The organism is Nonomuraea sp. JJY05 (genome assembly GCF_043496855.1).
Classification (GTDB): domain Bacteria; phylum Actinomycetota; class Actinomycetes; order Streptosporangiales; family Streptosporangiaceae; genus Nonomuraea.
This window is the reverse complement of the sequence record NZ_JBIEIS010000039.1, coordinates 14,685-27,231: the sequence shown is the minus strand read 5'-3', so window position 1 is coordinate 27,231 and position 12,547 is coordinate 14,685. Positions and strand designations below refer to the sequence as shown.

Below are 12,547 nucleotides of genomic sequence, written 5' to 3'. Positions count from 1 at the left end.
CCATCCCCGCCATCACCCCCCGCCATGGGCCCTGCCACCGACGGGTCAGCGCGAGGGCCCTTGCGCCCTCTTCATCCGGAAGGGACCCGCAGGCGGCATTCCGCATTCTGTATGGCATTTGGGTCTTGTAGCCGGCCAGGTTGAGGATCACCCTGGCGGCAGGAGGCAGTGAGATGTCGCACCCACTCGGAGTAAGCCGACCGGATCTCGAAGTCACGGACCTGCCCACGCCGGAAGAGGTCTTCAAGGTCTCCAAGATCGGCACCAAGGAACTGTTCAAGTACGCCGTAGGGCCGAGCCTGATCGCGCTCGGCATCTCCATCGGCAGCGGTGAGTGGCTGCTCGGGCCCCTGAACGTGGGGCAGTACGGATTCGTCGGCGTCGGCTGGGTCATCGTGGTGTCGGCGCTGCTGCAGACGTTCTACAACGTCGAGTGCTCGAGGTACGTCCTCGCCACCGGGGAGACGCCGGTGGTGGGCTGGGGGCGGGTCCCGCCGGGGTGGCCGCTCTGGGTGCCGCTGTCCGTGCTCATCGTGATCTTCGCGTTCATCGCGGGCGGATGGGCCGCGTCGGCGGGTCAGGGCGTGTACGCGCTGGTCCACGGCGTCCCACCGGCGGCCGACGACGTCGAGCCGCGCTGGTGGGCCATCGGCCTGCTGGTGCTGGTGTTCCTGATCACCGCCGGGGCCAAGCGCGTCAGCCGCGCGCTCGAACTGGCGAACTGGGTGATGGTCGGCACCATCCTGCTCGCCCTGGTGGCCGTCGACCTGCTCGTGGTGCCGTTCAGCCAGTGGTGGGAGGGCATCCGCGGCTTCCTCACCCCGGCCGCCCCGCCCGCCGGGATCACGGCGACCCAGCTCGGCGCCCTGGCCGGGTTCACCGCGCTGGCCTCGGGCCTGAACTGGTACGTCATGGGCCACTACCGCGACAAGGGCTATGGCATGGGCTACCGCGTCGGCTACATCTCCGGCCTGCGCGGCGAGCGGCGCGAGATCCTGGCCAGCGGCGTCACGTTCCCCGACAATGAGCTCAACCGGGGCCTGTGGCGCAGGTGGTACCGGCTGCTGCTGACCGACATGTGGGGCGTGTTCTTCGTCGGAGCCATCCTCGGCATGCTGTTACCCACGATCCTCATGGCGCAGGCCGTCACGATGGCCGGGGAGAAGCCCACCCGGGCGAACGTGCCGACGTTCGTGGCCAGCGCGCTGGGCGAGGAGTACGGGCCGGTCAGCTTCTACGCCGCGCTCGTGATCGGCGTGCTGATCCTCTTCTCCACCCAGCTGGGCATCTTCGAGGCGATGGTACGGGTGACGACCGACGCGGCGAACGCCACCAGCCCGCGCCTGCGCGCCCTGATCGCGGGGGACCCGCGCCGGTTCTACTACCCGTTCATGATCCTGCTGCTGGTCCTCATCTCGATCGTCATCTTCCAGTCGCTGCCGGTCGGCCTGGTGGAGTGGTCGGCCAACATGTCGAACCTGGGCGCGCTGATCTATCCGTTCCTGCTCATGTATCTGAACAGCAAGCTGCCGCGCCCGGCCCGCCCGCGCCCCTGGCACTACGTCATCCTCGTGCTCAACTTCCTGTTCTTCGGCTTCTTCTTCGTGAACTTCATCGCCGACTTCATCGGAGATCCGCTGGTGACGTTCTGACGAGGAAGACGTCGCCGTTGCCCGGCGCGTCGCCGCCCTTCGGGGCGCCGTAGGTCAGGCCCGTGATCGCCACCTCGCCCGACGGGGTGGCGGTCGCGTACAGGTCGGGCTCGGCGAAGGCGTCCACGCCGTCGTCCCTGGCGGTGCCGAGCTGGGCCGCGCCGCGCTGCCTGCCCTTGCCGTCCAGGCGCAGCGTCAGCACGTCGGCGCCGCCCGCCTGGACGCTCACCCGGCCCCGGGTGTAGCCGGCGACCTCGACCTCGCCGCCCGCGAGCGGGACCACGGCGGCGCCGGCCTCCGTGGCGGTGGTGGCGAGGGTGTGCTGCCAGCGCTGCCTGCCCTGGCTGGTGTAGGCGGCGGTGTACGCGTCCCCGCCGATGCCGCCCGTGGCCACGGCCAGGCCCGTCGTGGTGACGGCCACCGCGTTCAGCCGGTCGCTCGCGCTGCCGCCCGCCGTGGCGGCCCACTTCCTGGTGCCGTCCGCCGTGAACGCGGCCAGCCAGCCACCCGGTGTGGTCGTCCCAGGCAGGACGGCGCCGGCACCGCCGGTGACGTAGACGTTCGAGGCGTCCGCGGCGACGCCGTAGGCCTTGTCCTCGCCCGCGCCGCCGTACTGGCGGATCCAGGACACCTGGCCGGCCGGGGTGAGGCGGGCGAGGATGGCGTCCTTGTCGCCGGCGTTGGCGCCGTCCAGCGCGCCCTTGGTGTAGCCCACGACGTACGCGCCGCCGTCGGGCGCGGCGGCCAGGCCGTAGAGGCGGTCGGCCACGCCCGGCACGCCGAACTGCGTGATCCAGCGGACGGTCCCGCCAGCGTCGAGGCTGACTACGAACGCATCGTCCGTGGTGTTGCCCGCGTGCCGCCCGTCCAGGTCGCCCTTGGTGTATCCGGCCGCCAGCACGCCGCCGTCCGGCAGGGCCGCCACACCGTACAACCGCTCGTCGGCCGCGGTGCCGAGCTGCTTGGTCCAGCCGCCGACGTGGGTGAGGACCGCGTTCCCGCCGGCGGCGTACCCGATGGTCAGGGAGCCGTCCGCGTGGGCCGCCACTCCCCCGGCCCAGTCGGGGCCGGCCGTTCCGTACAGCGGGGCGGGCAGCCCGATCGGCGGCGTGACGCTGAGGCCCGGGCCCAGGTCGGCCATGGCCTGCTCGAAGGCGGGCTCCCACACCGTCCAGTCGTGGCCGCCGTCCATGATGCGCAGCTGCGCGGAGAGCGCGGGCGAGCGCCGGGCGGCGTTGTAGAGGGCGGCGGACTCGAAGTCGAGGTCGTGGCGGGCGTCGGCGGGGTCCGGGTTGGCGTACTCGTCGTCACCGACCGCCACGAACAGCCGCACCGGCAGGTCGGGGTCCAGCTTCGGCAGCAGCGCCGGGTAGTTGAGCTCCCGGTAGACCTCGTCGGAGAACTTCTCGCCCTCCTTGCCGAACGCCCCGTAGTCGCGGGTGGAGGAGTCGGACGGCGGCAGCGGCGTGTAGACGGCCGGGCTGAGCACGGCTGCGGCGCTGAACAGGTCCTGGTGCGCCAGCGCGAACCGCAGCGCGCCCGCGCCGCCCATCGAGTACCCGCCGACCAGGCGGGCCTCCCTGATGGGCGCCGTACGGTACGTCGCGTCCACGTACGCCACCAGGTCCCTGGTCAGGGCCGTCTCGACCGGCCTTCCCGGCAGGTCGGCGCCGGTGTAGCGGGAGTCCACGTACCAGCCGCCGCGCTCGCTCCAGGGGGCGTCCGGCATGACGGCGATGACGGGCGGGATGCGCTTGGTACGGATCATGTCGTCGAGCAGGGTCTTGACCCGGGTCCAGGCCTGCATGGTGTCGCCCCGGCCGTGGAGCAGGTAGAGCACGGGGTGGCGGCCGGTGCCGCGGTCGTAGCCGCTGGGCAGGTAGAGGTTGAAGGCGATGCTCTCGCCCAGTGCCTGCGACGGGGCGGAGCCGGTCGTCAGCGTGCCGCTCGCCCGTACCTCCGTCTCGCCCGGAGCGGCCAGGAAGGTCAGTGACGCCAGGACGGCGAGCACGGCGAGCCAGCGGGGTTTGCGCATCAACCGCTCCCGTAAACGTTTACAGTAAGCACCTCGCGGTGTTTCGGGAGAGTTTCGTGGTGAACATGTGGCCGTGTCAACCGCCTCCCGGCCGGGCGCGCCGGGCGGATGACCCGGCTCGCCCCCGGCTCAGCGGCGGAAGACCTCCAGCAGTTCCTCCGCGCGCTGCGTGCGGGCGATCCACACCTCGCGTCCGCGCCGCTCCCTGGTGATCAGCTGGGCGGCGCTCAACCGGTCGCAGTGGTACGTGATGCTGCTGGGCGAGACCTGCATGCCGGCAGCCAGCATGCTCATGGTCATGGGCCGGCCGATCGCGACGAGCAGGTCCGCGCGCACCGGCCCGACCAGCGCCGACAAGTCGTCGAACGCCGGGGCGACGGGCCGGTGCCACAGCGTCTCCGCTCCGGGCACCGGGTACGCGATCCAGACGGCCTCGTCGTGGTCCAGGCTGACGATGACCGCGTCCTTGCCCGCCAGCATCGGCACCAGGACGATCTTCCGGTCACCCAGCTCGAACGTGCTCGACTCCACGTCGGCGATGAGCAGCCCGCGCTCGCCGTACATGATGCGGCTGTTGAGGGCGCCGAGCAGCAGCTCGGGTCCGCCGCGGACGGCGGCGACGCCCACCCGCCGGACCTCTCTGTCCAGCAGCGCGCGGGCCCGCCTCCACACGGGCTCGGTGGTGCTCCAGACGGCGCCGAGGGCGGCGGCGTAGCCGTCCAGCCAGCGGGCGGGCCGCTCGGCCGCCGAGCGCCAGTGCGCGGGCAGCGGCCCCTGGCCGAACGCCTGCTCCAGGTCCTTGATCAGGTTGTCGGGCGAGAGATCGCGCAGGGCGCCGATCTGCGCCTGCACGGAGATGTCCCCGCCGATGGGGGTACGCGGCACGATGCTGTCGGGGACCACCGAGTAGCCGGGGGCGGCGAGCGGGCGTACCGCCTGGTGCCCCTGCGGGCCGACCCGCGAGCTGATCGCCTTTCGCCAGAGCTCCGGAAGACCTCGGCGGCGGCCCGCGAGGGCGTCGGCGATCATGGCGAGGGCGGTCAGGTGAGGCGAGATCGAGATGGACAGCTGCGGCGCGGAGTTGATGCGCAGTTCGCTCCACATAGTGGTGCTGATTACGTCGGCTCCTTCAGATCGGAATCGATCGGGTAACGATCTCCAACCTATTGCCGGTGGTTTCGTCCCACTTACAGCCTGGTTGCACGGTTATGGCCCACCTCGGGGACCCGGCGCGGCCTGCGGCGATCGGGAGCGCCGGTCGCCGCAGGAGCCGCGCTAACGGGTCACCAGTCGCCGCCCTCCTCGTCGTCCCCCTCGAAGATCTCCTCGACGATCTCGCCCGCCACGAGGCCACCCACGACGCCCGCGGCACCGGCGGCGGCCACCGTGCCCCAGCCCGGACCGCCGCGGTGCTCGTCGTAGTGCCCGCCGTGGTGGTGCGGGTCGTGGTGTCCGCGGTGGTGCGGGGCGAAGTGCCCGCCGTGGTGGGCCGGCCCGTAGTGGGACAGGCCGTCCAGCCAGCGGCCCAGCTCCCCCGCCCAGTCGGTACGCAGCGCGTCGTCGTGGCTGACGTGGAAGCGGCCGATGGCGTCGCTCGAGGAGAAGCGGCCGGTGCGCTTGTCCGCCTCAAGCACCACCTCGAGCCCGGCGGGGTCGGCCACGAACGTCACCTCGACCTCGCCCACCTGGCCGGCGTAGTGGCCGGTCGGGTAGAACTCGATCTCCTGGTAGAACGGCAGTTGCTGGTGCACCCCGTACAGGTGACCCGCCTCCAGGTCGGCCGACCTGAACCCGAACCCGAGCCCCAGGAACGCCTCCAGGATGCGCAGCTGCGACGGCAGCGGCTCGATCGCGATCATGTCGAGGTCGCCCTTGTCGACGGCCTTGGCGATGGCCAGCTCCGTACGCACGCCGACCGCCATCCCGGTCAGCGGCTGCCCCCCGATCTCGCTGATCGGCGCCTCCCACGGCACCGGCAGCTCGAACCCGACGACGCGGTCCTCTCCCTTGCGCAGCGTGAACGGCCCGGAGACCCGGGAGGTGGCGAACTCGCCCAGCCCGCTGTGCTCGCCGTCGCCGTGCTCGATCTCGACCCTCGCCACCAGGCCGAGGGTGATGTGCTCGATCTCGGCGTCGAAGTCGCCGCCCTTGAGCCGTACCTCCCCTCGCAGCGTGCCGCCCGGCTGGGTCCGCGGGGTGGACAGCACGGTGTCCACCGAGGGCGCGCCGACGCCGAACGCTCCCAGCATCCGTTTGAAGACCACGGCTCTGTTCTCCCTGTCGAAGATCGGGTTGGGTTGCCTGCCGCTGGCCACAACGATCAACGCCATCCCCGGAGTTCCACCGCCCGGCGTCCCGGAACACTTTGCCGCGCTTCACCCCGGAGCGTCGGTGGGGGCTGAAATTCTGCCGTCGTCTGCGGACACGTTGGGAGTGAGACCCACAGACGAGGATGACGCGTGAATGAAGAAGATGACCGGTCCCGGTTCGAGGCGATCTACCGGCGAACTCATGAGAAGATCCTCGGATACGCCGTACGGCGATGCTCCTCTCCGGAGGACGCCGCCGACGTCGTGGCCGAGACCTATGTGATCGCCTGGCGGCGGATCGCCGAACTCCCGGACGGCGACGCCGGCAGGTTATGGCTGTACGGCGTGGCCCGGCGGGTCCTGGCCAACCATCGCCGCGGCGAGCGGCGCCGCCTCACCCGGCACACCGAGCTCACGGACGAGATCGAACACCTCTACGCCGCCACCTCCCACCAGAACGAGCACCAGAGCGAGCACGCCGGCGTGGACGAGGCCATGAGCACGCTCTCCGACGCCGATCGCGAACTGCTCGCCCTGGCCCTGTGGGAGGGGCTCGACCCCGGCGAGATCGCCCAGGTGCTGGGCTGCTCCCGCAACGCCGCCCGCATCCGCCTGCACCGGGCCCGCAAACGCTTCGCCAGGGCACTGGAGCAGGCCCGGCCGTCGGCCCGTTCCGCATCGCAACCGCTCGTCGAGAAGGAGGCACGGTGAACAACGACCAGATCTTCAGGAACCGGGCGAGGGTGCTGGACGAGGACCTGACCGGCCGGGCGTCCACCGCGGGGGCGGACGCGCTGCTGGCGCGGATCGTCTCGCTGGAGCCCGCGCCGGCCCGGCGCCGCCGCCTCATGCCCGCTCCTCGCCGTGCCCTGCTCGGCCTGGCCGTGGCCGCCGCCCTGGCGGGGGCCATCGTCGTCGGGCCGTCCCTGTTCGGCACGTCCGAGCGGGTGTACGCAAGCCAGGCCGTGACGATCGACCGCGTAGGCGACGAGTACGCCTTCTACTTCACCGAAGGCGACCCCGATCCCGCCGAGCTGAAAAAGGCCTTCCACAAGGTCGGCCTGGACAACCTCACGGTGAAGCTGATCCCCGTCTCGCCGCGGCAGCCGGGCTCGGTCTTCGGATTCGAGAAGTCCGACCCCGACGCGAAAGCCACGTTCACCGGGGACAGCTGCCCCGAGCGGGTCGAAGACTGCATCACGGCCTTCAGCGTCACCGCGGACATCGAGGGGCCCGCCGAGGTCAGGCTGGGCCGCCCGGCGAAACCCGGGGAGAAGTACGCCTTCCCCGCCGACGCCGATTGGCCGGGCGAGGCGCTGGCCGGGGTGAACCTCCAGGGACGCTCGGCGGCCGAGGCGGCCCGCGTCGTGCGCGAGCACCATCTGAAGGTGTCCTACGCCCTCGACTGGCCGCTGCGGAACGGCGACCAGGGCTGGCGGGTCGAGGAGGACGTGCCCGTCTCCCGTATCGATCCAGGCTGGCAGGTGGCGAGGGCGGACACCTACAACGACGGCGTGATCGTCCTGCACGTGGTGCCGGGCCCGTCAGCCACCCCGCCGCCCGGATTCTGATGCGATTTCTGATGCGATGTCACACTCCGGTCGCCCGCCCGCCTCCTGCTGGTCGAGCTGACCGGCGCGCTCGCTGACCCACGGTCGCGGAGTGGCGCGGGACCACGCGCGTCTTTCCTGGATAACGATTAGCTGTGAACCCCGCTCCCGATGTGCCCCTTTTAGGCCACCCGTGGAACGCTACAGACGGTATACCAGTGGCGAGGATCAGGTGAGAACCGGGTGGCATCGACTAGCGGGGGATCGATCGTGCGGAGGCTCGGCCGAACGAGCGTCTTAGCGGCCGTCATGGCACTGGCCATGACCAGCTGTTCCTTCGCCGGGCCCGCGGAGCAGGGGACCACGGGCGCCCAGCAGGAGCAGCAGCAGTCCCCCGCCACGTCCCAGGCGGCGCCCGAGGCGCCGCCGAAGGTGGACGACGGCTGGCCGCGCTGGGGCTTCACCCATACGGGCGTCAGCGCCAACAACATCACCCCGCAGTTCGAACGCGACGTCGCCGGGCGGCTCTCGCAGACCCCGATGCTGCAGAACCAGCACATCATGGGGTTCGGGGCGCTCAACCCCGAGCCCTACCCGGGGCAGTACTTCTGGGAGGACCTCGACAGCCGGATCAACCTGATGAGGGAGTCCGGCGGCGTCCCCGTCGTCACGCTCTGCTGCGCCCCCGACTGGATGAAGGGCGGCCCCAAGGGCCCCACCGAGGAGTCGGCCTGGGCCGAGCACCTGGAGGACGCCCCCTACCCCGAGCACTTCGACGACTTCGCCAAGCTGGCGGCGGCCGTGGCCACGAGGTACAAGGACGTCAAGTACTTCATGGTCTGGAACGAGTTCAAGGGCTTCTGGCGCGACCACTCCAAGCCCGCGGACTACAAGGGCTACACCGAGCTGTACAACAAGGTGTACGCCGCGGTGAAGCAGGCCCGGCCCGACGCCAAGGTCGGCGGCCCGTACCTCGGCTTCGACAGCAACGAGCGCGGCGACTCCGAGCTGCGCGGCGACTGGGGGGTCGTCAACCAGAACGTCCTGGACGCCTTCAACTACTGGTTCGAGAACAAGAAGGGCGCCGACTTCGTCGTGGTCGACGGCGCCTCGCCCACGGACGCGCACGAGCTGCTGCCCGACGAGTTCGGGGCGCTGGCGAAGTTCGGCGCGGTCACCAAGTGGCTGCGGGACAAGGTCGGCGACCTGCCGGTCTGGTGGTCGGAGTGGTACTTCGTGCCCGAGGACGGCACCACCTGGCCCGAGAACAAGCGGCTCGCGGTGCAGGCCGCCTCGATGATCGAGTTCGCGCGCAGCGGCGCCGCCACGGCCCTGTACTGGAACCCGCAGACCAAGGACCGCGACTGCCGGCCGTGCCTGTGGGACCCGCGCAGCGGCGCCGAGACGGACACCGGCCGGCTGCTGGCGAACTTCGTCAAGTGGTTCCCCGCCGGGGCCGAGCTGGAGCAGGTCGCCTCGTCGGACGCCAAGGTCAGGGTGCTGGCGCAGCCGCAGCAGCTGCTGCTGGTCAACACCGCCGACTCCGCCGTGACCACGACCGTGGACGGCAAGGAGTACGCGCTCAAGGCGTACGAGATCAAGTGGACCGGCCGCTGAGGGTCGCAACCCCAGGGTAATCCCTGGGCCGTCCCCTGTGTCGCGGCGTGCCCCGCGGGCGGAGCCTGAGGGCATGGCCGCTGCGGGTGACATCGTCTCGGCCGAGGTCGAAGCGGCGCCTGGCCGGCAGCGCCAGGCGGCAGCCGCTCTGGCGCGCCTCGGCCTCAAGGTGCTCCACATCGGGACGACGATCAGCGTCAGCGCGCCCAGGGACGTGTGGGAGCGGGTGTTCGGCCTGCCTCAGCCGGCGGTGCCCGCCGAGCTGAGCGGAGACGTGGTCGCCGTGCACCGGGTGGAGCCGCCCGACTTCCACGCCCTCTGACGACCCGTCCACCGGTCTCATCTCGCAAAGGAGCGACATGACCACGATGACCGAGCGACGTGAGGACACCGTCTACTTCGAAGCGGCCCTGCGGCCGGAGAGCGGCGCCTCGATGTTCGCCGAATCCTCGGCGGCGCAGGCCGCGAGCCTCGACCAGCTCAAGCCGGCCCCCGGTCTCGCCGAGCGCACCGCGAACGCGCTGCAGGCCAAGGGCTTCACGGTACGGCACGTCGGCACGTACTCCATCAGCGGCGAGGGACCGCGATCGCTGTGGGAGAGCACGTTCGGCACCCACGTCGAGGTGCGCCAGGCCGAACTGACCGGCCGGCCGCCGGACGTGACCTCCGCGACCGGCGCCCAGGTGTCCTATCTGTCGCACGTGAGCGGTGAGCCGTTCTCGATCCCGCCGGACCTGGAGCCGTACATCGAGCGGGCCTACCCGCAGGCCCCGCCGCGCTTCTTCGGGGCCTCCCCCATCCCGCCCCGCGTCGGCTACCACCACCTGCGGGTGCCCGACGACGTGGCGCTCCTCCTGCGCGCGCACCAGGTGCACGACCGCGGGGTGACGGGCCGCGGCGTGCTGGTCGCGATGCCCGACACGGGCTTCTTCCGGCACCCCTTCTACGACCACCACGGCTACAACTACAACGCCACGCTCGCTCCCGACGCCACCGCGGTGCAGCACGACGAGTACGGGCACGGCACCGCCGAGGCCGCGAACATCTTCGCCAGTGCCCGCGACATCGACTTCGTCGGCGTCAAGATGGGCGCCAACCCCACGCTCGCCTTCAAGACGGCCTCCGACCTGTCGCCGGCAGTCATGACCAACAGCTGGGGCTTCCACCTGCCCAACGTGACCTCCCTGCCGAACGCGCTGCGCCCGCTGGAGCTGGCGGTCATCGAGGCGGTACGCGAGCGCGGCATCGTCGTCTGCTTCTCGGCGGGCAACGGCCACGTCGCCTTCCCGGCGATGATGCCGGACGTCATCGCGGTCGGCGGCGTCTTCGTGGACGAGACGATGGCCAACGGCGAGTTCAGGATGGAGGCCTCCGACTACGCCAGCAGCTTCGACAGCCTCATCTACGCCGGCCGGCACGTGCCCGACGTGTGCGGGCTGGTGGGCAAGCAGCCGCGCGCCGTCTACATCATGCTGCCCGTCGAGCCGGGCGACGAGATCGACACGAGCCTGGCGGGGCCCGGCTACCCGAACAAGGACGGCACGGGCAAGGACGACGGCTGGGCCGTGATCAGCGGCACCAGCGCGGCCTCGCCGCAGGTCGCCGGGGTGTGCGCGCTGCTCAAGCAGGCGCAGCCGGGGCTGTCGCCGGCCCTCGTCAAGGCCGTGCTCAAGGCGTCGGCGCGGGACGTGGTCGACGGCAAGAGCGCGATGGGCGAGGTGGCCACCGACGGTTACGACGGGCCGACCGGGTCCGGGCTCGTGAACGCGGAGGCCGCGTACCGGCTGGCCCGCTCGGTCACGCCGCGCAACCTGCACACCCTCCCGCCGCCGCGCTGACGGGAGCCGCCGCGCCGGCAGATTCAGGCCGCGCCGGCGGATTTCAGGCCGTGCCCTCGCCCTGCCTGCGCAGCAGGGCGAGGGCCGCCTGCTTGGCCGTGGCGGCGGCGTCGCGCATGCCGTGGTGGTCGGCGAGCACGGTGGCCCCCTCGACCAGCATCAGCAGCTGCCTGCCCAGGACCTCCGGCTGCCGGGCGCCGGCCCGGCGGGCGATGCCGGTCAGCAGGTCGAGGTGGCGGTCGAGGTGCCGGGCGGCGACGGTGCGCGGGACGCCGTCGTGCCACTGCGTGGAGGCGTTGACGATCGCGCAGCCGCGGAAGGCGGGCTCGGCGTACCAGCCGGCGAGCGCGTCGAAGACCGCGGCGAGCTGGCCGGCCGGGTCGTCGCCCGCCGCCTGCGCCGCCTCGCGCAGCCAGCCTACGACGTGGTCGCTGCGGGCCTCGAGCACCGCCCGGACCAGCCCGTCCTTGGAGCCGAAGTGCCGGTAGAGCGTCTCCTTGGAGGCGCCGACGGTCGCGCACAGCTCGGCCACGCCGATGCCGTCGAGGCCGCGCTCGTACAGCAGGCCGGTGGCGGCGCGCAGGATGGTGGCCCGGGTCTGGACGGGGTCGAGGGACGCGCCTTTGGGTACGGGCATGCGTCAGATAGTACCGGCCGGTTCCAAGTCTCTGCTAAGTTCACATCGAAACGACCGGTTCGATGACGGACGGAGACCCGCGTGACCGACGTGTACGACCCTCCCGCCACCCTCGCGCCGCCGGCCAGCACGCCCGCGGTCACGTTCGAGAGCGGCGGACACCGGCTGCTCGGCGTCCTGCACCTCCCGGCCGGGCCCGGACCCCATCCGATCGTGGTGCTGCCGCACGGCTTCCCGGGCAACGAGCGCAACTTCGACCTGGCCCAGGCGCTGCGCCGGGCCGGCTACGCGGCGCTGGTGTTCCACTACCGGGGCTCCTGGGGCGTGGGCGGGTCCTACTCGTGGCGGCACGTGCTGGAGGACGCGGCCCGCGTGGTGAAGGCGGTACGCGCCGACTCCCGGCTGGACCCGGCGCGGCTCGGCGTGGTGGGGCACAGCATGGGCGGGTTCGCGGCTCTGATGACGGCCGCCGCCGATCCGGCGGTACGCGCGGTCGCCTCGGTGGCGGGCTTCGACGTGGGCCCGTCCGCCGCGGCGTGCCTCGCGGATCCGGCGGTGCGGGCGGCGTACGTACGGGATTTCGAGGGCGAGCTGCTGCCGCTGCGGGACACCAGCGGCGCGGCGCTGGTGGCCGAGATGGAGGCCAATGCCCAGGAGTGGAGCCTGGCCTCGCTCGCCCCCCGCCTGGCCGACCGGCCCGTGCTGCTCATCGGGACGGGGCGCGACCCCGTCACGCCCGCGGAGACCCACCACCACCCGCTGGTCCGGGCCTACGAGGCATATCCGGTGCCGCGGCTGGAGCACCACCTGTTCCCCACCGACCACGCCCTGTCCGACCACCGGCTGACCCTGGCCCACACGGTCGTGGACTTCCTGAACCGCACGCTCCACCCCTGATGCCCTCTGGTG

At 71.7% G+C, this 12,547-nt stretch carries 11 protein-coding genes; 7 read left to right on the top strand and 4 right to left on the bottom strand.

Annotated elements, in window-relative coordinates; genetic code table 11:
- The first annotated feature begins 173 nt into the window (after nucleotides 1-173).
- Complete coding sequence (locus ACFKCF_RS44535; RefSeq protein ID WP_394501430.1) at nucleotides 174-1,652, top strand: Nramp family divalent metal transporter; 1,479 nt, start codon at nucleotides 174-176, stop codon at nucleotides 1,650-1,652.
- Here ACFKCF_RS44535 and ACFKCF_RS44530 read toward each other — a convergent pair.
- The 3 genes from ACFKCF_RS44530 to ACFKCF_RS44520 all read right to left on the bottom strand — a co-directional run bounded on the left by ACFKCF_RS44530 (nucleotide 1,624) and on the right by ACFKCF_RS44520 (nucleotide 6,017).
- Complete coding sequence (locus ACFKCF_RS44530) at nucleotides 1,624-3,687, bottom strand: alpha/beta hydrolase-fold protein (RefSeq protein ID WP_394501429.1); 2,064 nt, start codon at nucleotides 3,685-3,687, stop codon at nucleotides 1,624-1,626. The genes ACFKCF_RS44535 and ACFKCF_RS44530 overlap by 29 nt on opposite strands.
- Before the next feature lie 129 nt (nucleotides 3,688-3,816).
- Nucleotides 3,817-4,791 carry an ArsR/SmtB family transcription factor gene (locus ACFKCF_RS44525; protein WP_394501428.1) on the bottom strand — a complete coding sequence of 325 codons (975 nt, stop codon included), beginning with the start codon at nucleotides 4,789-4,791 and terminating at the stop codon, nucleotides 3,817-3,819.
- A 179-nt stretch (nucleotides 4,792-4,970) separates the two neighbouring features.
- A complete protein-coding gene (locus tag ACFKCF_RS44520; RefSeq protein ID WP_394501427.1) occupies nucleotides 4,971-6,017 on the bottom strand; it encodes a sporulation protein in 1,047 nt (348 codons plus the stop codon).
- A gap of 129 nt (nucleotides 6,018-6,146) precedes the next feature.
- Here ACFKCF_RS44520 and ACFKCF_RS44515 point away from each other — a divergent pair, with 129 nt between their 5' ends.
- The 5 genes from ACFKCF_RS44515 to ACFKCF_RS44495 all read left to right on the top strand — a co-directional run bounded on the left by ACFKCF_RS44515 (nucleotide 6,147) and on the right by ACFKCF_RS44495 (nucleotide 11,001).
- Nucleotides 6,147-6,707 carry an RNA polymerase sigma factor gene (locus tag ACFKCF_RS44515; RefSeq protein ID WP_394501426.1) on the top strand — a complete coding sequence of 187 codons (561 nt, stop codon included), beginning with the start codon at nucleotides 6,147-6,149 and terminating at the stop codon, nucleotides 6,705-6,707.
- On the top strand, nucleotides 6,704-7,567 hold the full coding sequence (locus ACFKCF_RS44510; protein WP_394501425.1) for a hypothetical protein: 864 nt from the start codon (nucleotides 6,704-6,706) through the stop codon (nucleotides 7,565-7,567). The genes ACFKCF_RS44515 and ACFKCF_RS44510 overlap by 4 nt, the downstream gene beginning before the upstream one ends.
- A gap of 300 nt (nucleotides 7,568-7,867) precedes the next feature.
- On the top strand, nucleotides 7,868-9,163 hold the full coding sequence (locus ACFKCF_RS44505; protein ID WP_394501424.1) for a xylan 1,4-beta-xylosidase: 1,296 nt from the start codon (nucleotides 7,868-7,870) through the stop codon (nucleotides 9,161-9,163).
- Between the two features lie 73 nt (nucleotides 9,164-9,236).
- Nucleotides 9,237-9,485, top strand: coding sequence for a hypothetical protein (locus ACFKCF_RS44500; protein WP_394501423.1), 249 nt, complete (start codon nucleotides 9,237-9,239; stop codon nucleotides 9,483-9,485).
- Between the two features lie 37 nt (nucleotides 9,486-9,522).
- Nucleotides 9,523-11,001: a S8 family serine peptidase gene (locus ACFKCF_RS44495; protein ID WP_394501422.1), complete on the top strand. Its 1,479-nt coding sequence runs from the start codon at nucleotides 9,523-9,525 to the stop codon at nucleotides 10,999-11,001.
- Nucleotides 11,002-11,044: 43 nt separating this feature from the next.
- Here ACFKCF_RS44495 and ACFKCF_RS44490 read toward each other — a convergent pair whose 3' ends face one another.
- Entirely contained in the window at nucleotides 11,045-11,638 is a 594-nt protein-coding gene (locus ACFKCF_RS44490; RefSeq protein WP_394501421.1) for a TetR/AcrR family transcriptional regulator, read from the bottom strand.
- An 81-nt stretch (nucleotides 11,639-11,719) separates the two neighbouring features.
- Between ACFKCF_RS44490 and ACFKCF_RS44485 the strand changes: the two genes are divergently transcribed.
- Complete coding sequence (locus tag ACFKCF_RS44485; protein ID WP_394501420.1) at nucleotides 11,720-12,535, top strand: alpha/beta hydrolase family protein; 816 nt, start codon at nucleotides 11,720-11,722, stop codon at nucleotides 12,533-12,535.
- Nucleotides 12,536-12,547: the final 12 nt, after the last annotated feature.

Excerpts from the sequence above, each read along its gene's own strand:
- ACFKCF_RS44535 (WP_394501430.1), top strand. The coding sequence starts at position 174 with ATGTCGCACCCACTCGGAGTAAGCCGACCGGATCTCGAAGTCACGGAC.
- ACFKCF_RS44530 (WP_394501429.1), bottom strand. The coding sequence starts at position 3,687 with ATGCGCAAACCCCGCTGGCTCGCCGTGCTCGCCGTCCTGGCGTCACTG.
- ACFKCF_RS44525 (WP_394501428.1), bottom strand. The coding sequence starts at position 4,791 with ATGTGGAGCGAACTGCGCATCAACTCCGCGCCGCAGCTGTCCATCTCG.
- ACFKCF_RS44520 (WP_394501427.1), bottom strand. The coding sequence starts at position 6,017 with ATGGCGTTGATCGTTGTGGCCAGCGGCAGGCAACCCAACCCGATCTTC.
- ACFKCF_RS44505 (WP_394501424.1), top strand. The coding sequence starts at position 7,868 with ATGACCAGCTGTTCCTTCGCCGGGCCCGCGGAGCAGGGGACCACGGGC.
- ACFKCF_RS44500 (WP_394501423.1), top strand. The coding sequence starts at position 9,237 with ATGGCCGCTGCGGGTGACATCGTCTCGGCCGAGGTCGAAGCGGCGCCT.
- ACFKCF_RS44495 (WP_394501422.1), top strand. The coding sequence starts at position 9,523 with ATGACCACGATGACCGAGCGACGTGAGGACACCGTCTACTTCGAAGCG.
- ACFKCF_RS44490 (WP_394501421.1), bottom strand. The coding sequence starts at position 11,638 with ATGCCCGTACCCAAAGGCGCGTCCCTCGACCCCGTCCAGACCCGGGCC.